The organism is Polaribacter sp. R77954, from assembly GCF_044595335.1.
Lineage (GTDB): Bacteria > Bacteroidota > Bacteroidia > Flavobacteriales > Flavobacteriaceae > Polaribacter.
The window spans coordinates 2491216-2512394 of the sequence record NZ_CP138992.1; the positions used below are offsets into that span (position 1 = coordinate 2491216).

The window sequence follows — 21179 nt, forward strand, 5'->3', positions numbered from 1 at the left end:
CCTCCCCTTATCAACCTATAAAAAAACACAATTTTTTAGCAATATTTTATAATTTGTAAGCTGTATCTTTGTAATGTAGATTAAATTAAAATAAGCAAACACTTTACTCTGTAAAGTAATAAGTGAAAAGCAAACAATGAGTTTTAAAAAACAAGACATATACCAAGCCTTAGAAACAATTACAGCTCCTGGAGAAGGTAAAAGTTTAATAGAAAATAATAATGTTAAAAATGTGGTTATTTTTGGCAATGAAGTAAATGTAGATGTTACCATTGGTAACCCAACTTTACAAGCCAAAAAGAAAGTAGAAGTAGAAATTACCAAAGCCATAAAAACCAATGTTGATGAAAATATTGAGGTAAAAATTAACTTAAAAGTAGAAAAACCTGCCCCAAAAGAAGACCCAAATTTAATTAAAGGAAAACCAATTCCAAATATTAAAAACATTATTGCAGTGGCTTCTGGTAAAGGTGGTGTTGGTAAATCTACAGTTACCTCTAACTTGGCAGTTTCTTTGGCAAAAATGGGTTTTAATGTAGGTGTTTTAGATGCCGATATTTATGGACCATCACAACATATTATGTTTGATGTTGAAAAAGAAAAACCACTCTCTGTAAATGTAGATGGGCGTTCTAAAATGAAACCGATTGAAAATTATGGTGTAAAATTATTGTCTTTAGGTTTTTTTACAAATCCAGATCAAGCTGTAATTTGGCGTGGACCAATGGCCAGTAAAGCCTTAAAACAATTGATTTTTGACGGAGCTTGGGGAGAATTAGATTTCTTGTTAATAGATTTACCTCCAGGAACAGGAGACGTGCATTTATCAATCGTACAAGCCTTACCAATTAATGGAGCAGTTGTGGTTTCTACTCCGCAAAATATTGCGTTGGCAGATGCCAAAAAAGGAGTAGCCATGTTTCAACAAGACAGTATAAAAGTACCTGTTTTAGGAATAGTAGAAAATATGGCGTACTTTACACCAGATGAATTGCCAGATAACAAATACTATATTTTTGGTAAAGATGGTGCTAAAAACTTGGCTCAAGATATTAATACCACATTTTTAGGAGAAATTCCTTTAGTACAAAGTATTCGTGAAGCTGGCGATGTTGGTCATCCAGTAGCTTTACAAAAAGGAACTGTTTTAGAAAAGGCTTTTGAAGATATTACCAAAAATATGGTTGCCCAATTATTACAAAGAAATGCAAATTTACCACCAACAGAAGTGGTAAGAATTACAACAATGAGTGGTTGTAGTGCCGTAAAAAAGTAAAAAGCCCATCTTAACTTTCCTAAAGGGAAAGAATTACAAAACGTAAAAAAGATGGATTTTTTTTGATTTAGTTATTTATTAAAAAATATAGAAAATTCAAATACCCTGTTTGAGTTTCTCCCTTTTAGGGAGATTAAAAGGGGCTCAGATTATGACAGCAGAAGAAACACATAATAACGTAGAAAAAGCGTTAGACGAAATTCGCCCTTTTTTAATGAGCGATGGTGGTAATATTAAACTACTTTCTATAGAAGATGCTATTGTAAAAGTACAGCTAGAAGGCGCTTGTACAGGTTGTTCTGTAAACCAAATGACCTTAAAAAACGGTGTAGAAGCTACCATTAAAAAATACGCACCACAGATACAAGAAGTCATTAATGTTGCATAATCTTATGTGACTTTTGTCACATTCTAAACAAAATTGAAAACCTATTTTTGTCATTTTATACAAAGAGAATGATTTCAACAGACATACTTATTATAGGTGCAGGACCAACAGGATTATTTACCGTTTTCGAAGCTGGTTTATTAAAACTACGTTGTCATTTAATTGATGCTTTACCTCAAGCAGGTGGGCAATGTTCAGAAATTTATCCTAAAAAACCCATTTACGATATTCCTGCTTATCCAGAAATTTTAGCTGGCGATTTAACAGACAAATTAATGGAACAAATTAAACAATTTGAACCTGGTTTTACGTTAGGAGAAAGAGCAGATACTATAGATAAACAAGAAGATGGCACCTTTATAGTTACCACAAACAAAGGCACAAAACATCACGCACCAATTGTAGCCATTGCAGGTGGTTTAGGTTCTTTTGAGCCAAGAAAACCACCTATACCAAACATTGCTAATTTTGAAGATAATGGTGTTGAATATATTATTCGTGATCCAGAATTTTACAGAAACAAAAAAGTAGTGATTTCTGGTGGTGGAGATTCTGCTTTAGATTGGTCTATTTTCTTAACGGATGTTGCATCTGAAGTAACGTTAATTCATAGAAGAAATGAGTTTAGAGGCGCTTTAGATTCTGTAGATAAAGTGCAAGAATTAAAAGATGCTAAAAAAATTACTCTTATAACACCAGCAGAAGTAAAAGGAATTATAGGAACTGATAAAGTAGAAGGCGTTTCTGTAGTTAAAAAAGGCGAAGCACCTTTTACCATTGAAACCGATCATTTTATTCCGCTTTTTGGTTTATCTCCAAAATTAGGTCCAATTGCCAATTGGGGTTTAGAAATCGAAAAAAATGCCATTAAAGTTGATAATTCTTTAGATTATCAAACCAATATTCCAGGAATTTATGCCATTGGCGATGTAAATACGTATCCAGGAAAATTAAAATTAATTCTTTGTGGTTTTCATGAAGCTACTTTAATGTGTCAAAGTGCCTACAAACGCATTTTCCCTGATAAAAAATATGTAATGAAATACACTACTGTTGGCGGTGTTGATGGTTTTGATGGAACCAGAAAAGAAGCGCCAAAAGCAGTGATTAAAAAAATTGAATAATCAATTGATTTCTATAGCCTTTTCAGGTTTTAAAAACCTGAAAAGGCTATTATCATAAGTACTATTAAGAATGTTATTTCTACCTTGTGGAGAAATCTTTAAAATTTAGATTTTTCTACTCCATTACATTCCATTCAAAACGATTACTTATACTTTAAAATAAATTGCTTAATTTAAGCATGAATTAAAATTTTGGTTGCGCTAACTTGAATGCATTTTACTCTTTTTATGAATGAATTGGGGTTGAGTATTTTTGTGTAAAATTATTTTACTCTACTCACAGTTAATCCATCTCTAATAGGCAATAAAACCGTCTCTATTCTATTATCTATGTTTAGTAGTGTATTATACTCTAACAAAATTTTAGTGTCTTTATCTTTAGGGTTTAGAGGTTCCACCACTTTGCCACTCCACAACACATTATCAGATAAAATAATACCACCAGCATTCATTTTATCAATAATTAAATGGAAATAGTTTACGTAGTTAGATTTATCAGCATCAATAAAAACCAAATCGAACTTTTCATCAATTGTAGGTATAATTTGTGTAGCATCACCAACAATCTGTGTAATTTGATTTCGAAATCCAGATTTTTCGAAATACTTATTTTGTAGTGTTTCTAACTCTTCATTTTTATCTAAAGTGATAATTTTACCATTTTTCTGTAATCCCTCTGCAAGACACAAAGCAGAATAACCAGTATAAGTGCCAATTTCTAAAATGGTTTTTGGTTGTACTAATTTGGCTATCATAGATAAAACTCTACCTTGAAAAGCACCACTTAACATTCTTGGGTTTAATACCTTTTGCCAAGTTTCTTTGCTTAAATCTTGTAAAATTTTGGGTTCTTGTTGTGAATGATGAACCACATAATCGTCTATATTTTCTGGTAAAAAATGCATAATGTTCTTTGGTCAAACGCAGTTAAGACCTTATTAGATGGTTAAAATAATTACCTTTAGACTGCGCTAAAGGAAGCAAAAGGTTTCATCAAAAATAAAAAAAACGGAATCTATATTGCTATAAATTCCGTCAATCTAACAAAAAATCAAAAATACGGTTTTCAAAAAACCGAAAAAAACTCTTTATGCATTATAATTTTTTAATTGTCTCTTTAAATCTTCTTTATCTTTTTCTGGCATACAATGTACAATACTTTTACAACTTTTTGCATGCCCTTTGTATATTTTCGTTAAGGTCATGTTTTGTTTTGTATATTTCATACAAATCTTACAGCGTATAAAGTGAATGTTTAGCTTTATTTTATCTAATAATGTTGCAGCACCATATTGGTTTTTATCACATATTGTGGTTGCTTCATCGCAAGTAATAATCAATTTTTTAAACATGTCTTAATTATTAAACCAGTTATCTTCCATACATTTTCTTAATTGCGTTCTGGCTCTGTGAATGATAACCCATAAATTTGACGAGGTTATGTCTAACTCCTTACAAATTTCTTCAGTTTCAAACTCTTGAATGGTTTTCATTCTAAAAACCATTCCGTATTTTTCTGGTAAATTATCAATGCAAATATCAATCTGGCTTCTTAACTCTTCATTTTCTATGGTTTTTTCTGAGGCATTATCCCAACTTTGTGGCACACGTTCTTCTAGCCAATTCCCTTCATTTTCGCCATCTGTATAAAAATTCATTCTAACTTCAGCTTGCCCTTTTTTAGAATTTATTTTTCTATAATGGTCAATTACTTTTCTTTTTAAGATAGAAATTAACCACGTTCTTTCTGTAGATTTTCCTTGAAAATTTTTTGCCGATTTTAAGCCTGCAAAAAATGTTTCTTGCACTAAATCTTTAGCAATATCACTATTATTAACACGTACAACAGCATAATTATACAAATAATCTGCATAATTATCTATCCATTTATTAGGGTTTAAAGTGATTTCTTTTTGAGACATCTTACATTTTGAATAATCAAATATAATGCTATTTTTTTTCTTGTAAAGCTTTGCAACTTTCTCTTCTTCTCATATCTATTAAATAAGTAATTTCCCATTTTCCATTATTGTTAAATAGTTGAAAAGAATTGGCTCCACAATGACTAAAATTGCCATTAAAATAAAATTCATAAGGTGTCCAAACAGAGGCTAAGTTACCGTCAATTTTAATATCAAAAGACAATAGTTTTTCTAGATAAACGTGTTCTGGTTTTTTGTTTGCTATTGATGTTAACAAATGTTCTTTGGAATCTGATTTTAAAATATGTAAACCTTTTTTATTTGTTGATGTCGTTTGAATTTTAACGTCTTTATGCAGTGTAGTTTTTATAATTGTACTATCACCTTTGTGTAAACCATCAAAAAAAGTTTCAATTACTTTTTTAACTTCTTTTGAATCTGTATCTGCGTTTTTATTCTGGGCAATTATTGCCGTTGAAAATACGAGAATCAGTAAAAAAGTAATACATTTTAGCATAAGTGCGTTATTTTTAAAACTCTAAAACTAATTAAAATATTGAATTCCAATTACTCATCAATCTAAATTAACGAAATCTTAACGAGTTAAACATCTGTAATTATTTCTTACTTTTACCAAAGTCTAAAAATCAGAAATATGTCTACAGCAAAAAAACAATATAAGCGTATAACCGTAAAATCTTTAGTAGAAATGAAAGCCAATGGAGAAAAAATCTCGATGCTAACTGCTTACGATTATACTATGGCAAAAATTCTAGACAGTGCAGGTTTAGATGTGCTGTTGGTTGGGGATTCTGCTAGTAATGTTATGGCAGGTCATGAAACAACATTACCAATTACTTTAGATCAAATGATTTATCACGCCAGCTCTGTAGTAAGAGCTATTGATCGTTGTTTGGTAGTGGTAGATTTACCTTTTGGTAGTTACCAATCTGACCCAAAAGAGGCTTTACGTTCTGCCATAAGAATTATGAAAGAAAGTGGTGGACATTCTATAAAACTAGAAGGTGGTAAAGAAGTTAAAGAATCTATAAAACGTATTTTAAATGCCGGAATTCCAGTAATGGGGCATTTGGGTTTAACGCCACAATCTATCTATAAATTCGGAACCTACACAGTAAGAGCTAAAGAAGAAGCAGAAGCTGAAAAACTAATGCAAGATGCTTTAATGTTAGAAAAAATTGGCTGTTTTGCCCTTGTTCTTGAAAAAGTGCCTGCAAAATTAGCTACTAAAGTTGCTAAAGCATTAACCATTCCAGTAATTGGCATTGGTGCTGGAAATGGTGTTGATGGTCAGGTTTTAGTTACTCATGATATGATTGGAATGACACATGAATTCAATCCCCGTTTTTTACGAAGATATTTAGATTTATTTGCAGATATGACCAACGCTTTTGAAAGTTACGTGGGTGATGTAAAATCTGGCGATTTTCCTAGTGATAAAGAGCAGTATTAAATTGGACTTTTGGATTGTTAGATTGTTAGATTATGCATAGGTATAAAGATTTAAAATTTTGGCAACTAAGTAGAACTTTTTGCAAAGATATTTATCAAATAACAGATAGTTTTCCTGAATCTGAAAAATTTGGTTTAGTTTCTCAATTAAGAAGAGCTAGTGTATCTGTACCTTCAAATATAGCTGAAGGAGCTTCAAGAAGATCTAATAAAGATTTTTCAAGATTTTTAACAATTGCCTTAGGCTCGTGTTATGAAATAGAAACTCAATTATTACTTTCTTTGGATTTAGGTTTTATTAAAAATGGCGAACTCGAAAAACTTAATTTCATTTTAAATCAAATCATTAAAATGATGTCTAAATTTAGTTCTTCTCTAAAAGTCTAAAAGTCGAATTATCCAAAAATCTAATCGTTGAAAATTCTACACCTAGATACTAACCACCCACTTTTAATCAATCAATTGAATGATTTAGGGTTTATAAATGATGAAGATTATACTTCATCTAAAGAAGAAATAGAAGCAAAAATTCATAATTATGATGGTTTTATCATCAGAAGTCGATTTAAAATTGATCAACATTTTTTAGACAAAGCCAAAAAACTAAAATTTATTGGTAGAGTTGGTGCAGGTTTAGAAAACATAGATTGCGATTACGCAGCATCAAAAAACATAGCATTAATTGCGGCTCCAGAAGGCAATAGAAATGCTGTTGGAGAACATGCTTTAGGAATGTTGTTATCTTTATTTAATAAACTAAATAAGGCTGATAACGAAGTTAGAAAAGGAAAATGGCTACGTGAAGCAAACAGAGGCATTGAATTGGATGGAAAAACCGTAGGTTTAATTGGTTATGGAAATATGGGAAAGTCTTTTGCTAAAAAACTACGTGGTTTTGATGTAAATGTTATCTGTTATGATATACAACCAAATGTTGGCGATGAAAACTGCACCCAAGTTTCTTTACAAGAACTGCAAGAAAAAACTAATGTATTAAGTCTGCACACCCCACAAACAGAACTTACTAAAAACATGATAAATGCTAATTTTATCAACAATTTTAAAGAAAATTTCTGGTTGATTAATACCGCTCGCGGATCTTCTGTTGTTACTAAAGACTTGGTTAATGCTTTAAAATTGGGTAAGGTTTTAGGGGCAGGTTTAGATGTTTTAGAATATGAAAAATCTTCTTTCGAAAACCTGTTTTCTGACGCTAAAATGCCAGAAGCTTTTAAATATTTAATTGATGCAGAAAATGTAATTTTATCGCCTCATGTTGCTGGGTGGACCATTGAAAGTAAAGAAAAATTGGCGCAAACCATTGTAAATAAAATAAATGCAAAATTTTATTAACTTGTAGCTTTTAATCTTTAACAAAAAAAAGATGACTTACGAAGCCAACACAGCAGAAGAATATATTGCGCAATTACCAGAAGAAAGACAGCCTGTAATTGAAAAATTAAGAACCATAATTAAAGAAAATTTACCAAAAGGTTTTCAAGAAGGCATCCATTATAAAATGTTAGGCTATTTTGTGCCTCACAGTATTTATCCTAATGGGTATCATTGCAAGCCTAAAGATCCATTACCTTTTTTAAACGTAGCTTCTCAAAAAAATTCAATAAACCTCTATCACAGTGGTATTTATGCAAAAAAAGAATTGTTAGATTGGTTTGTTGAGGAATATCCAAAACACTGCAAACGGAAATTAGACATGGGTAAAAGTTGTATTCGATTTAAAAAAATAGACGACATTCCTTTTGATTTAATTGCAGAATTATGCACCAAAATGTCTGTTAACGAGTGGATAAATATTTACGAAACTGCTACTAAAAAGAAATAAAAGATGAAAAATAGAGTTACAGGAATTGGTGGTTTGTTTTTTAAAAGTGATGATCCTAAAGCTACTAAAAATTGGTATAAAAAGCATTTAGGTTTTAATACAGACGATTGGGGCTGTACCTTTTGGTGGAAAGATAAAAATGGTAAAGAGTGTTCTACACAATGGAGCCCTTTTGCTAAAAAAACAGATTATTTTGAGCCTTCAACTAAGGACTTTATGTTTAATTATAGAGTTGAAAATTTAGTAGAATTATTGGCAGAACTTAAAAAAGAAGGCGTTACCATTGTTGGAGAAATACAAGAATTTGAATATGGAAAATTTGGTTGGATTCTAGATAATGAAGGAAACAAAATTGAACTCTGGGAACCTATTGATGCTGCTTTTAAATAAACTTTGATAATGAAAATTTTTTCTAATTATCCTACTGAAGTATTCATTCTATTATTTTTAATCATCACTTTTATACTATCAGGAATTGATAAATTATTAGACTGGAAAGGTAATGTTGCTTTTATTACAGACCATTTTAAGAATTCTCCTTTAAAGCATAATGTTCCCTTATTATTGGGCATCATTTTAATAATTGAAATGATTGCAGGCATTTTAATGCTCTTTGGAATTTATCAACTCTACACATCTGAAACAAAAGAAACTGCCTTGTTAGGGGTAGAACTTTCTGCGATAACCTTATTATTTTTATTAATAGGTCAACGATTGGCAAAAGATTATGCAGGAGCCATGAGTTTAGCTGTCTATTTTATAATTACACTTTTTGGGATGTATTTATTAAGTAGTTAAATTAAGCTTAAATGTTGTTGAATTACATTCTTGTATTTATCAGAAACTTTAAATTCTTCTGAATTTTCTAAACAAAGCTTATTGCCATTAACTCCTATAATTTTTTGTGGATTAATTGCAATACTTCTATTGATTCTTATTAAAAAGTTTTCTGGTAAAGTTTCTAATATTGATTGCAAAGAATAACGAATCACATCTTTTTTAGAAGTATAATAAACTTCTAAATAAATATGATCTGAAGAGATATAAAGCAACTCGTTTAAGTTAATATTATAGGTTTTTTTACCAATTGCAATGGTAACTTTTTGAAATAGCTTTTTACATACTATAGATAAAGAGGTAACAATATCTACTGGGTTTACAGGTTTAGAAAGGTACCCTTCTGGATTGGTTTTTTTTAAATCGTTAATGGTATCGTTATCGGAATAAGAAGTTAAATATAAAAAGGGAATTTGATACTTTTTATTAATTTCTTCTGCCAAATCAACTCCTGTTTTTTCACCTAATAAATTAATATCAAGTAAAATAATATCTACTTTAGTTGATTTTAAAATAGAAATTGCATCATCATAACTTACAGCTATACCTGTGCAAATAAACTCATGCTCTTCAATAATACCTTTAATATAGTTGGCAATTAAGCCTTCATCTTCAACGATTAATACATTATATTTTACACTCATTTGGTTTGTAATTGTATGTTATATTTAAAATTTTTGTTGGTGTATGTACCTTGTAGTTGCTTTACCATTGTATCAATTAAAAACAAACCTACATTTTCTTCTTGTAACGTTTTTTTGGTATCCACTCCATTATCTTTATAATGTAAGTTTATCATATCATCTTCTTTAAATACATGTAGATTAATCTGCAATTTGGCATTAAACTTAGCGTGTTTTAACGTATTTGTTATCAACTCATTAACAATAATACCAATTGGCAAAGCAGTATCTAAATTTACTAAAAAATCTTTAATTTCAATTCTATTTTTAATAGCATCTACATGTAAATTTACCAACTTGTTTATAATAGCATCTACGTAGGTTTTTAAACTAAAACTATCTTTGTTAGTACTGTATAAAAATTGGTTGTGAGCCACTACTACAGTTTGTATTCTTTTTTCTAAGTCTTTAAGTTTCTCTTTATATTCCTTTTTATCTGTTTTTAAAGCTTGAATGTTAATAAGACTCAACATCATTGATAAATTATTTTTTACACGATGATGTAATTCTTTTAACAGCACCTTTTTCTCTTCTAAGTTTTTGGTGATTTCTTCTTTTTGTTGCTTAATTTTATGATTCTTTTTTTTAATTATTAACAATATTATTAGAATAATAGATAGTGTAAATAATAAACTAACCACACCAATGGTTAGCCATAAAGTTTGTTTTGTTTGAACTTTTAAATCTTTTACAGCTTGCTCATTAGCAAGTTGTTGTTTCTTTAATTCGTAGTTTATTTCTAATTCTTTTACTTTAATATTTTGGTTGTTTAGGTTACTTTTAGAGAAGGCTTGTTCTGATTTTTGTTGATATTTAATTACGGAATCTAGATTTTGTTTTTCTTCAAAAAAATTCTTTTTCAATTGGTAAGAATAACCCAATTCGTTATAATGTCTTGATCCGTTTAAAACAATAATTGATGAATCTAAATAAACTTGACTCAAATTTATATTATTCTGAGAATTAGAAAGTTGAGCCATTGTTATGTAATAATTTGCTAAACTGGCATTATCTTCAAGTTTTTTCCATAAAATGGCACTTTCCTTTAAATAATCTAAACATGCCTCTAAATCTGAACTATATTTTAAAAAACCAAGCAACATTGCAGCAGTTGCTGTTGTATTAGGGTTGTTATTATTTTTTCCGAATTTGTAGGCTTTCTCTGCATATTGTAATGCTTTTCCGTTGATGCCTTGCACTCTATAAAAAGAAGAATATCTGTACAAATACTTGCCATATAAATCATCTTTAATAATAAGTTGATTCTCATATAAATCTGTAACTGCATCTAATTTTAACTTAGCTCTTTTAAAATCTCTAACAAGCTTGTAGGCTAATTCATTATTGATTAAAATTCGTATTTTTTGTGTAGTTGTTAGCGCTGAATTATCTAAATCTTTACTTAGAGCTAGAGATTCTTCTACTAAATTAGCATCTACTAAAGCTTCTACTTTTAACACATTTAATATCGTTTTCTGTTTTTCTGATAATTGATAACTTTTAAGTAAAAGAGCATCTATTAAACCTAGGCTTTTTTGTTGATTTTTAGCAAGGATATTTTTTTCTATACGATTAACTATCTCTGTAAATTTATCTTGCTGATTATCCATCGAAAAACATTCGATAGATAAAAGAACAAATAGATAAAAGAATTTAATTTTCATTGTAGCAATTTTTATTAAAACCAGCTATAGCAATTATATAACTGGTTTGTTAATGAAGAAGAATTTTAAGTTCTTCTCCCCTTTCATAATTTTTTCTTTTTCTGTTTTTTATTCAGGCCTATTTTAGCCAACTACTTTTATGGATTTATCTGGTTTGATTCTAAAATAAATACAAACTTTAATCTTACTACACCATAAATTTTCTAATCATCATATTTTTTATCTTTTGATTTATTTTTAGTTGATCCTTAATCAATAAAACCTCTGTAGGAACCTAAAGCTAGTTTTTACGATAAATGTTTTTTATATACTTCACAAAAAAGTAAAAAGAATACTACTTAAAAAAAAATGTTATGAAAGTGGGTTTTTTTGTTCTCAACCATGAAACAAGTTTAAAATAACAAAAAACTATTATTTACAGACGTGTAAATAGTTTTTTACTATTAAAAACTATTTAAAATAAAGCTATTTAAGCAACTTTATTTTTTTATAAAGGTATTTGTGTGTTTTTAATAAAAAAATTAAACAGCGATTTTTAAAAACAATATTTACACCTTTTTTAAGATGTAAATTAGCGAAGAATATTCTTTTGTAGCTATGGCTTTATAATTTGATACAAAACCTCTAAAAAAAGCTGAAATAAGTTTCATTTTTTTTGATTGGTATTTTTCGCTCAACAAAGAAACATAATACGCATCAAATTTCATAGGGATTGTTTTTTCAACTTTTAAGTTAACCAAGGCAAATAGTTTTGAAATTGAAGTTTGACTAAAATGCCACAAATGTCTTGGCACATCAAAAGCCGCCCAAAATGCTGCATAGTATTTTGCATCGTAACTTTTATGATTAGGTACAGCAATTATTAATCTTCCATCATTTTTTAAAAGAGAGTTTAATTGATAGATATATTCTTCTAAATTTTCAACGTGTTCTAAAACGTGCCAAAGTGTAATTACATCAAACTTGTTGTTTTTAAATTTTGATAAATCGTCTTGTAAAGTAATTCCTTTTTGTTGAGCAATATTTCTTGCTTCTTTACTAGGTTCAGTTCCAAAAACATTCCAAGAATTATTGGCACAAACTTTTAAAAAATCTCCAGTACCCGCTCCTACATCTAAAATATTTTTTGAAGATGTATTAAAAGAATTCATCAGTTTTAATTTTCTTTTTAAAGTGATATTTTTTACAGCTTGATACACTTTATCAAACAAAGATTTTTTTGAATCTGTGTGCGATATATAATCTTCACTTTTATAATAATCCTCTAAATTTTTAGGCACAGGTATTGTAACCAACATATCAAATGCTTTATTTTTTTGAACTTGATATATTTCACTAGAAACTGTAAAATCTTTGCATTCTAAAAAAGGCTCAAGGTTTTTATAAAAGTCGATTTTGTTTTTCATTTTATAGATTCTTAAAATAAATATTCCTGCTTATGCAGGAATATCTGAGTACTTCAATTTTATATTTCTTAGATTGTTCCACGAGGAACATTCAACTATTTAGATTAGAATTTACTAAAGATAGGATGCGTAAAATAGAATTTATCTACCCATATAAACTAGTAATACAGAAATATCACTTGGCGAAACACCACTAATTCTACTTGCTTGAGAAATTGATGTAGGCTGAATTTTAGATAATTTTTCTTTAGCTTCATAAGATAAAGATTTTACTTTTTGATAATTAAAACTAGAAGGAATCATTACATTTTCTAATCGATTTAACTTATCTGCATTGTTCTTTTCTTTTGAAATATAACCAGAATATTTTAGATGAATTTCAGCCTGTTCAATAACTTCTTTATCTATATTATTTTCTTCGATAAAAGTGCTTAGCTTTTTTACAGAATTAAAATCTGAAAAACTCAATTGCGGTCTTGAAGCAATTTTAAAAAGCTTCATAGATTGATTGACTAAGGCCAGGTTTTTTGCTTCTAAAATAGGATTTATTTCCTCTTGCCTTACACTAGTTTTCTCTAAGAATTGAATTAACAAATCTGTTTTACGTTGTTTTTCTAAAACACGATCCAAACGTTCTTGAGAAGCCAGACCTAATTTGTATGCCTTTGGTGTTAATCTTAAATCTGCATTATCTTGCCTTAACAAAGTTCTATATTCTGCTCTAGATGTAAACATTCTATAAGGCTCTTCTGTTCCCTTTGTAATCAAATCATCAATTAAAACACCAATATAAGCCTCATTTCTTTTTAAGATAAAAGGTTCTTTTCCTTGTACTTTTAAGGCTGCATTAACACCTGCCATTAAACCTTGAGAAGCTGCTTCTTCATACCCTGTAGTTCCATTAATTTGACCTGCAAAAAACAAATTTTTAATTAACTTGGTTTCTAAAGAATGTGTTAATTGTGTTGATGGAAAGTAATCGTATTCTATTGCATAACCATATCTAAAAAACTTTACGTTTTCAAAACCAGCAACTGCTCTTATCGCTTTATCTTGAATATCTTCTGGTAAGGAAGTTGAAAAACCATTTACATACATTTCACAAGTAGTCCAACCTTCTGGTTCTACAAAAATCTGATGTCTTTCTTTGGTTGCAAAACGATCTACTTTATCCTCCACAGACGGACAATATCTTGGCCCTGTAGATTGAATTCTACCATTAAACATTGGTGAACGATCAAAACCTTCGCGCAATAAATTATGCACTTCAGGATTTGTATACGTTAACCAACAAGAACGTTGTTTTTTTAAGTTATTCGTAATTGGCAAATATGAAAATTTTTCTGTGCATTCATCACCTGGTTGTTCTATCATCTTTGAATAATCTAAAGAACGTCCATCCACTCTTGGAGGTGTTCCTGTTTTCATTCTTCCTGCTTCAAATCCTTTAGCCACTAAATCTTCTGTTATACCTCTAGAAGCTCCTTCCCCTGCTCTACCTCCACCAAAACTTTTATCACCTATATGAATCAAACCATTTAAAAAAGTACCAGCAGTTACAATAACAGTTTTAGATTTAATTTCTAAACCAAGAGCTGTTTTTACACCAATAATAGCATCCCCATCAAACAACAAACCATTTACAGAATCTTGATAAAAATCTAAGTTTTGCGTTTGTTCTAGCATCGTTCTCCAACACTCTGCAAATTGCATTCTGTCAGACTGTGCTCTTGGACTCCACATTGCTGGCCCTTTAGATTTGTTCAACATTTTAAATTGAATTGCTGTCTTATCCGTTACAATTCCACTGTAACCCCCAAGCGCATCAATTTCTCTTACTATTTGTCCTTTAGCAATTCCACCCATTGCTGGATTACAACTCATTTGCGCAATATTTTGCAAATTCATTGTAATTAATAAAGTGTGTGCACCCATATTAGCTGCAGCTGCAGCTGCTTCACTTCCTGCATGTCCACCACCTACTACAATTACATCAAAATTTGTTGAAATTAGACTCATATTATAAACGTTCCACGTGAAACTATGTTATTTATATTAATTATTTAATAGCATTAAAGCATCATTTTCAGCTTGTCGCATTTGTAATTTTTCAGATTCAGATTTATCTTTTAAACCCATATAATGTAGTATTCCATGAATCATAACCCTATGTAATTCCTCTTCAAAATCTACCTTAAAATGGTTAGAATTATCCTTTACTCTTTCTACAGAAATGAATATATCACCAGAAAGTAATTTACCCATGGTATTATCAAAACTAATAATATCTGTAAGCGTATCATGTTGAAGAAACTCCATATTTAACTTGTACAAGTAAGCATCATCACAAAATATATAATTGATTTCTCCAATTTCAAAACCATTATTCGATACAACTTTATGAATCCAATTTTCTAAAATATGTTCATTTATTAATTGAAAGTCGTATTCATAATTAAATACAATCATTTTTATACTTTGTTTATGTCAGAAAAATACGTTCTAACTTTAGTTTTAAAATTTTGCTGCAAAGGTAATGATTGTCTATTTAATATTTCTAATTGATTATAAAACTGCTTCTTAAATTGGAGTGCTTTAACCTTATTTCTTTGGTTTTCTATTTGATTAACATTTGACTTACGTTTCTTATCCTTACCTTGTTCTAAGGATGCCTTTTCTAGTTTTAATAATTCGTAATTTAAACTTTGCATCTTTTGTAATGTACCCGAATTAAAACCTTTATTCAATATTTCATTCTCTAGTTCTTCCATTGTTTTTAACGCTTTTTTTGCATTGTTAAAACCTGAAGAATTTCCATTTTCGCCTTCTTTTATTGCATTTTGTAATTGTTGTCTTAGTTGCGATTGTTGTTTAAAAATTTCATATAACTCACCATCTAAATCATCATTAGTGGCTTCTCCTTCACCATTACCTTTTTCATTTTTGCCAGACTTACCATCTTTACCTCCTTTACCTTGGTCTCCTTTATCTCCTTTATCTCCAGGTTTTCCATTATCACTTGGTTTATCGCCCTCTTTACCTTGTCCAGATTTATCGCCCTTTTGCATGCCATCTTTCATCTTTTTAGTCAATCCCTTTTGCTTTTTAATCAAATCAGGTAAACTAAAACCTTGACCTTTCCCTTTTTTACCTTTACCCATTTTCATAGACATATTTTCTTGCATACTATTTAACATATTGCTTAAATAATCTGCTAAATTATTGCTAGCTGTCATTACATAACGTTGATTAGACAACCCATTATTAAATCTGTTTTCAGAAAAGTTATACAAAGATTGTTCTAAATTGTAATGTGCGGTTGATAAATCATCTTGAATTACTGTTGATATTTTTGGCAATCGCATTGCTAAAACGTATAGGCTATCATCTATATGCTCAAAGTAACTTTTAATTTGATTTTGTTTTTTTAAATCTTTACCAAAATCTGGATGTGTTGTTGACGTTTCCTTAAACTTGTTAATTAATTGTTCTTGTTGAAAGGAAAAAATGACTAAATTTTCTAAAATTTTACGCAAATCTTCCATATTTTCTTCCATAGATTCACCTTGCATTTCCATCATTTGTTTTTGCATTTTGGCGCTCATCTCTTTCATCTTTTTAGAAGACTGTTTTTGACTTTTTTTAGCCTCCTGCTTATTTTGTTTGACTAAGTTTTGTTCAGAGTCATTTAACTGCTTATCTATGGATTCTTTGTCATCTTCAACATCTGGAAGATCCATGGGTTCTTTTAACTTCTCATTATCCTTATTTAATTCTTCAAGATCATTTTTAATAGCTTCGAACTCTATTTTTATTTCCTTTTGAGATTCTAAATTGTTCTCTTCACTTTTTTCTAAATCTGCTTGTTTTTTTGATAATTCTTCAATTTTGTTTGCAATTTGCATTGTTTTTTGTTCAACATAAAAACGTTTTACCATTTCTAACGTTTTCTCTAAACTACGTTGTTGCTGTTTATTTTGCTGAGCCAACTCCTTGGCTTTTTCTACTAAATCTTCTTTATTTAGTTTATCTGCCATTTTTTTAATCTGATCCAGCAGTTTCTGTTGTTTTTCTAACTTTTTAAGTTCATTAATTCGTTCTTTTAAATCTTCCTTTTTTTCTTGAAGTAATGGATCGTCTTCGTTTTTATCCTCTAAATTATCTTTTAATTTATCGGTTTGCCTCTGCATCATTTTTTTATATTGCTCTTGGCGTTTTATAAAACTTTCTACCTTCTTTTTATCATTCCAATTAATAGACTTTTTATTTTGTAAATCTTGTTGAATATTTTCTAACTCATCTTGTTGTTGCTTTTGCTTTTGTACCGAATTTTCTAAATCATTAATGGTATTTCTTTGCTCTTGTAATAACTCCTCTTCTACTTCTTTATCAGTTTTTTGTCGATAATTAAAAACTTTACTTTTCGTAGATTTATTTCCATTAACAGCATCATTATCAATTACTTGAAAGTAGATTTCATAATTTACACCTTTCTTTAAATCTAAGCCATTAGGAAACTCATAAAAAAAAGTTTGTATATTCTGATTTGTAATTTGAAGATTAAAGCGTTGTTTCTGTTCAGGTTTATCTTCATTATAATACACCAACTGTAACTTGCTTAAGCCATAATCATCAGAAATTTGACCCGCGAATTGTGCTGTTCCACGAACAATACTATCAATATTAGAACTTACAGAAATCATAGGAAATTCGTCTTTTACGACAGCTACCGAAAATTGTAAATTTTCATAATCCTGCAAAAATTCATTAGATGATGCAATCTTGTAATTTAGAGCATTTGCTATAACTTTTGAATATCTGTAACGATCATCACTTATTTTAGAAAAATTGACTCTTTTTTGATTGTTGATAAAATTCAATTCATCAGTTTGAGATGTTTCTACATTCCAAATAATGTTTGTCCCTTCAGGAACCAATATATTTCCAGAATTTTGAACAGTTTCATTTTTCTTATTCAAATATTTAGGATATTTCAAATCCAACAACATATTATTAATAGTTGGTGTACCCAAAACATCAATTTGATACTCTTGTGATTGAACTTCATTTGCTTGAATGTAAAATAGAATCGGTTCTTGCACATCTGCAATACTGTAAGAAAACGTACCATTTCCATTATTTTGTAAAAAATACTGTTGATTATTAAAAATAATCTTGGCTGTATTAGGCAATACATTACCTACAGTTTTTACACTAATAGTAATGGCTTCACCTTGTATTACTGTTAAACTTTTATTTTCTATTAAAAATAAGAATGGTGCTGGCGGATTGTATGCAGTTCTATGATTCACTACACGTTCTAAGCTTTCAGATAAAGAATCACTACTAATTGTAAATAAACTAATTACATAAATTAATACAGGAACCAAAGCATATTTTAGATACTGCTTATTTTGCTTAAAATCAATTGCTTTTACAAAAGGAATAGGTTGCAATTCTGATGATTTTTGATGGATACTTGCTATAATTAAATCAGATTGCTCTAAATTATCATTGAGTTGTAAAACATTTAATAATTTATCCTCTACCTCTGGAAAATGACGCCCAATAATTTTTGATGATGCTTCTAACGAAATCCCTTTACGAAAACCTAACATCTTAGAAATAGGAATCAAGATAAACTTTATCAATAAAAAAACCTCAACAAGTATAAATACCCAAAAAAGTATGGTTCTTGCTGTGGGTTTTAACCATAAAAAAAATTCAATAAATAGGGTAAAAAAAAAGTACAAAAAACCTAAAGAAAAAAATAATAGGGTACCTTTAATCAACTCATTCGTGTAATATTTACGCGTAAATTGATGTAGTTTTTGCTGTATGTTTTTGAATCCGCTCATAATCAACTAATAAAAATAAGGCTTTTGCCAATAACTACAACTAAAAAATTGTTAAAACGATTTTTTGTAAGTAATCTACATCAAAAACAACTAATGTTTTATAGACATTTTAAAAATGAAAAATATCACCAAAGTTCTATTTTTATTCGCTACCATAAGTGTAAGTTCTCAAAGTCCTTGGACTCCAAAAAAAGGAAAGGCTTATACGCAACTTTCTTATACCACGATCCCTGAATACAATGCACTTTTTGCTGAACCTGATAGAACGCTATTTGGCACAATCTCTGACAATACCATTCAATTTTTTGGAGAATATGGTTTATCAAATACCACCAGTTTATTGGTAAATATCCCTTTTAAATCCATTTCTATTGATGATTTTGAAGACCCAAGAATAGATTGTATTGGAAATTGTTCAAGAGACTTTAGTTCATCAGCTCTTGGAAATATTTCATTAGGATTAAAACATAATTTTTATAATAAAAATTGGTTGCTTTCTGGCCAACTAACTATAGAAGGAAACACTGGCTCATATGATAATATATCTGGGATACGAACTGGATATGATGCTTGGTCTTTTACACCATTATTTTTAGTGGGTAGAGGTTTTGGAAAAACATACATTCAAGCATTTTTAGGTGCAGATTTCAGAACAAATAATTACAGCTCAAACTTTAAAATTGGTGGTGAACTTGGTAAAAAACTAGGAAAATACATTTGGTTAATTGGCTTCTTAGATATCTCAAAATCTCTAGAAAACGGAAATGTAATTTTACCCATAGCCAATACACTAAATAGTTTATATGTAAACAACCAAGAATATGGTTCTTTTGGTTTAAAAGGAATTGGAGAAATCAAAAATAATTTTGGAATTACAGCAAGTTTTGGTGGTGCTTTTTTTGGAAACAATGTAGCCAAACAAGCAGCTTTGACTTTTGGAATATATCATAAGTTTTAAATGTTTCAATAACAAATTCCATAGATTTTATCATATTATAAAATTATAATTTTTTAGCAATAAAACTATGTTTAGTAGACTTTGTAGGTTTTAAAAACCTGTGAGGTCTTTTCAATTCTATAAACTATCTTTGCACAACAAAAAAAACACCTTAATTTAATATTTAGGGTCTATTAAAAATAAATTTCCTACAAAAATTAGGAATCAAAAAAAATAAACAGAAAAATGGAATCTAATGTTCGTGTTCGTTTTGCACCAAGTCCTACAGGACCTTTACATATTGGTGGTGTAAGAACAGCTTTATATAATTATTTATTTGCCAAAAAAAACAAGGGTACTTTTATTTTAAGAATAGAAGATACTGATCAAACACGTTATGTAGCAAACGCAGAACAATACATTACTGATGCGCTAAATTGGTGTGCTATTCCTTTTGATGAAGGTCCTAATTTAAAGGGCAATTTTGGTCCATACAGACAATCTGAACGTAAAGAGTTATATAAAAAATATGCTGATATTTTACTTCAAAAAGGTTGGGCTTATTATGCTTTTGATACTGCTGATGCTTTAGATGCCGAACGAAAAAAACACGAATCTGAAGGTAAAACTTTTATTTACAATTGGCATAATCGTGAAAAAGAACGTTTGGTAAATTCTTTAGTTTTATCTGATGACGATGTTCAAAACAGAATAAATTCTGGAGATAAATTCGTGATCCGTTTTAAAAGTCCACAAGACGAAACTTTAATTTTAGAAGATGAAATTCGGGGCACCATAAAAATTGATACCAATACATTAGATGATAAAATTTTGTTTAAAAGTGATGGTATGCCAACTTACCACTTGGCAAATATTGTTGATGATCATTTAATGCAAATTAGTCATGTAATTCGTGGTGAAGAATGGTTGCCTTCCCTCCCACTTCACACGCTATTGTACAAAGCTTTTGAATGGGAAACCCCAAAATTTGCACATTTACCCTTAATTTTAAAACCTGTAGGAAAAGGAAAATTAAGCAAAAGAGATGGAGATAAATTAGGATTTCCTGTGTTTCCTTTAGAATATACCAATGAAAAAACCAACGATGTTTCACGTGGATATAAAGAAGATGGTTATTTTGCAGACGCGTTTATAAACATGTTGGCTTTCTTAGGATGGAATCCTGGTACTGAGCAAGAACTATTTTCTTTAGAAGATTTGATACAAGAATTCGATTTAAAAAGAGTATCAAAATCTGGAGCAAAATTTAGCCCTGACAAAGCAAAATGGTTTCAGCAGCAATATATGCAACAAAAATCTGATGAAGAATTGACAGATTTGTACTTACCGATTTTAAAAGAAAAAGGGATTACAAAAGAAAAAGATTTTGTTTTAAAAGTAGTTTCATCTATTAAAGAAAGAGCCGTTTTTGTAGCCGATTTTTGGGAGTTATCTTCTTTCTTTTTTGCAACACCAACAGCTTATGATGCAAAAGCTTCAAAGAAAAATTGGAAAGAAACTACACCAGATTTAATGCGAGAATTGATTGATGTTATTGAAAGTATTGAAGATTTTTCATCAACAAATACAGAAAAAATTATCAAAGAATGGATTACTGGCAAGGAAATTGGTTTTGGTAAAGTTATGCAACCTTTACGTTTAAGTTTAGTGGGTAAATTGGCTGGCCCTCATTTATTTGATATTATTGCAATGATTGGTAAAAAAGAAACCATGCAAAGAATACAAAACGCAATCAAAAACCTTTAAA

General features: G+C 29.6%; 21 protein-coding genes. 11 read left to right on the plus strand and 10 right to left on the minus strand.

Translation table 11 applies throughout. The annotated features are described in order from the left end of the window. Nucleotides 1-136 precede the first annotated feature (136 nt). The 3 genes from SJY27_RS10830 to SJY27_RS10840 all read left to right on the plus strand — a co-directional run bounded on the left by SJY27_RS10830 (nucleotide 137) and on the right by SJY27_RS10840 (nucleotide 2788). Nucleotides 137-1276, plus strand: coding sequence for an Mrp/NBP35 family ATP-binding protein (locus SJY27_RS10830; RefSeq protein WP_397444855.1), 1140 nt, complete (start codon nucleotides 137-139; stop codon nucleotides 1274-1276). 151 nt (nucleotides 1277-1427) lie between these two features. Next, nucleotides 1428-1664 (plus strand): NifU family protein, encoded by a 237-nt coding sequence (locus SJY27_RS10835; protein ID WP_397444856.1) that lies wholly within the window; start codon nucleotides 1428-1430, stop codon nucleotides 1662-1664. 68 nt (nucleotides 1665-1732) lie between these two features. After that, nucleotides 1733-2788, plus strand: coding sequence for an NAD(P)/FAD-dependent oxidoreductase (locus SJY27_RS10840; RefSeq protein ID WP_397444857.1), 1056 nt, complete (start codon nucleotides 1733-1735; stop codon nucleotides 2786-2788). 263 nt (nucleotides 2789-3051) lie between these two features. On the opposite strand, the gene SJY27_RS10845 is transcribed toward SJY27_RS10840, so the two are convergent. From SJY27_RS10845 to SJY27_RS10860, 4 genes are all read right to left on the minus strand, one after another. Further along, the gene (locus SJY27_RS10845; RefSeq protein ID WP_397444858.1) at nucleotides 3052-3693 is read right to left on the minus strand and encodes an O-methyltransferase; all 642 of its coding nucleotides are present in this window, start codon (nucleotides 3691-3693) and stop codon (nucleotides 3052-3054) included. A gap of 183 nt (nucleotides 3694-3876) precedes the next feature. Further along, complete coding sequence (locus SJY27_RS10850) at nucleotides 3877-4140, minus strand: hypothetical protein (RefSeq protein WP_397444859.1); 264 nt, start codon at nucleotides 4138-4140, stop codon at nucleotides 3877-3879. Nucleotides 4141-4143: 3 nt separating this feature from the next. Continuing rightward, a complete protein-coding gene (locus tag SJY27_RS10855; RefSeq protein ID WP_397444860.1) occupies nucleotides 4144-4710 on the minus strand; it encodes a sigma-70 family RNA polymerase sigma factor in 567 nt (188 codons plus the stop codon). Between the two features lie 28 nt (nucleotides 4711-4738). Next, on the minus strand, nucleotides 4739-5227 hold the full coding sequence (locus SJY27_RS10860; RefSeq protein ID WP_397444861.1) for a nuclear transport factor 2 family protein: 489 nt from the start codon (nucleotides 5225-5227) through the stop codon (nucleotides 4739-4741). A gap of 138 nt (nucleotides 5228-5365) precedes the next feature. Here SJY27_RS10860 and panB point away from each other — a divergent pair, with 138 nt between their 5' ends. The 6 genes from panB to SJY27_RS10890 are packed head-to-tail and all read left to right on the plus strand — an operon-like array spanning nucleotide 5366 to nucleotide 8824. Beyond that, complete coding sequence (gene panB, locus SJY27_RS10865; RefSeq protein WP_397444862.1) at nucleotides 5366-6184, plus strand: 3-methyl-2-oxobutanoate hydroxymethyltransferase; 819 nt, start codon at nucleotides 5366-5368, stop codon at nucleotides 6182-6184. Between the two features lie 32 nt (nucleotides 6185-6216). Further along, a complete protein-coding gene (locus tag SJY27_RS10870) occupies nucleotides 6217-6570 on the plus strand; it encodes a four helix bundle protein (RefSeq protein WP_397444863.1) in 354 nt (117 codons plus the stop codon). Between the two features lie 27 nt (nucleotides 6571-6597). Then, a complete protein-coding gene (locus SJY27_RS10875; RefSeq protein ID WP_397444864.1) occupies nucleotides 6598-7536 on the plus strand; it encodes a 2-hydroxyacid dehydrogenase in 939 nt (312 codons plus the stop codon). A 31-nt stretch (nucleotides 7537-7567) separates the two neighbouring features. Continuing rightward, nucleotides 7568-8026 carry a DUF1801 domain-containing protein gene (locus SJY27_RS10880; protein WP_397444865.1) on the plus strand — a complete coding sequence of 153 codons (459 nt, stop codon included), beginning with the start codon at nucleotides 7568-7570 and terminating at the stop codon, nucleotides 8024-8026. 3 nt (nucleotides 8027-8029) lie between these two features. Next, complete coding sequence (locus SJY27_RS10885; RefSeq protein WP_397444866.1) at nucleotides 8030-8416, plus strand: VOC family protein; 387 nt, start codon at nucleotides 8030-8032, stop codon at nucleotides 8414-8416. Nucleotides 8417-8425: 9 nt separating this feature from the next. Next, the gene (locus SJY27_RS10890) at nucleotides 8426-8824 is read left to right on the plus strand and encodes a DoxX family membrane protein (RefSeq protein WP_397444867.1); all 399 of its coding nucleotides are present in this window, start codon (nucleotides 8426-8428) and stop codon (nucleotides 8822-8824) included. Here SJY27_RS10890 and SJY27_RS10895 read toward each other — a convergent pair. The 6 genes from SJY27_RS10895 to SJY27_RS10920 form a co-directional block, all read right to left on the minus strand. Continuing rightward, complete coding sequence (locus SJY27_RS10895; RefSeq protein WP_397444868.1) at nucleotides 8821-9507, minus strand: response regulator; 687 nt, start codon at nucleotides 9505-9507, stop codon at nucleotides 8821-8823. The two genes, SJY27_RS10890 and SJY27_RS10895, sit on opposite strands and share 4 nt — an antisense overlap. Next, on the minus strand, nucleotides 9504-11210 hold the full coding sequence (locus SJY27_RS10900) for a sensor histidine kinase (RefSeq protein ID WP_397444869.1): 1707 nt from the start codon (nucleotides 11208-11210) through the stop codon (nucleotides 9504-9506). Before SJY27_RS10900 ends, SJY27_RS10895 begins: the two co-directional genes overlap by 4 nt. 548 nt (nucleotides 11211-11758) lie before the next feature. After that, a complete protein-coding gene (locus tag SJY27_RS10905) occupies nucleotides 11759-12616 on the minus strand; it encodes a class I SAM-dependent methyltransferase (protein WP_397444870.1) in 858 nt (285 codons plus the stop codon). 141 nt (nucleotides 12617-12757) lie between these two features. Then, nucleotides 12758-14635: a tRNA uridine-5-carboxymethylaminomethyl(34) synthesis enzyme MnmG gene (mnmG, locus tag SJY27_RS10910; RefSeq protein WP_397444871.1), complete on the minus strand. Its 1878-nt coding sequence runs from the start codon at nucleotides 14633-14635 to the stop codon at nucleotides 12758-12760. 36 nt (nucleotides 14636-14671) lie between these two features. After that, complete coding sequence (gene ybeY, locus SJY27_RS10915; RefSeq protein WP_397444872.1) at nucleotides 14672-15085, minus strand: rRNA maturation RNase YbeY; 414 nt, start codon at nucleotides 15083-15085, stop codon at nucleotides 14672-14674. A 2-nt stretch (nucleotides 15086-15087) separates the two neighbouring features. After that, nucleotides 15088-18474, minus strand: a complete 3387-nt coding sequence (locus SJY27_RS10920) for a DUF4175 family protein (RefSeq protein ID WP_397444873.1) — start codon at nucleotides 18472-18474, stop codon at nucleotides 15088-15090. Nucleotides 18475-18589: 115 nt separating this feature from the next. Here SJY27_RS10920 and SJY27_RS10925 point away from each other — a divergent pair, with 115 nt between their 5' ends. Both SJY27_RS10925 and gltX read left to right on the plus strand, forming a co-directional pair. Beyond that, nucleotides 18590-19432, plus strand: a complete 843-nt coding sequence (locus tag SJY27_RS10925; protein WP_397444874.1) for a hypothetical protein — start codon at nucleotides 18590-18592, stop codon at nucleotides 19430-19432. 225 nt (nucleotides 19433-19657) lie between these two features. Further along, on the plus strand, nucleotides 19658-21178 hold the full coding sequence (gltX, locus tag SJY27_RS10930) for a glutamate--tRNA ligase (RefSeq protein WP_397444875.1): 1521 nt from the start codon (nucleotides 19658-19660) through the stop codon (nucleotides 21176-21178). Nucleotide 21179 lies beyond the last annotated feature (1 nt).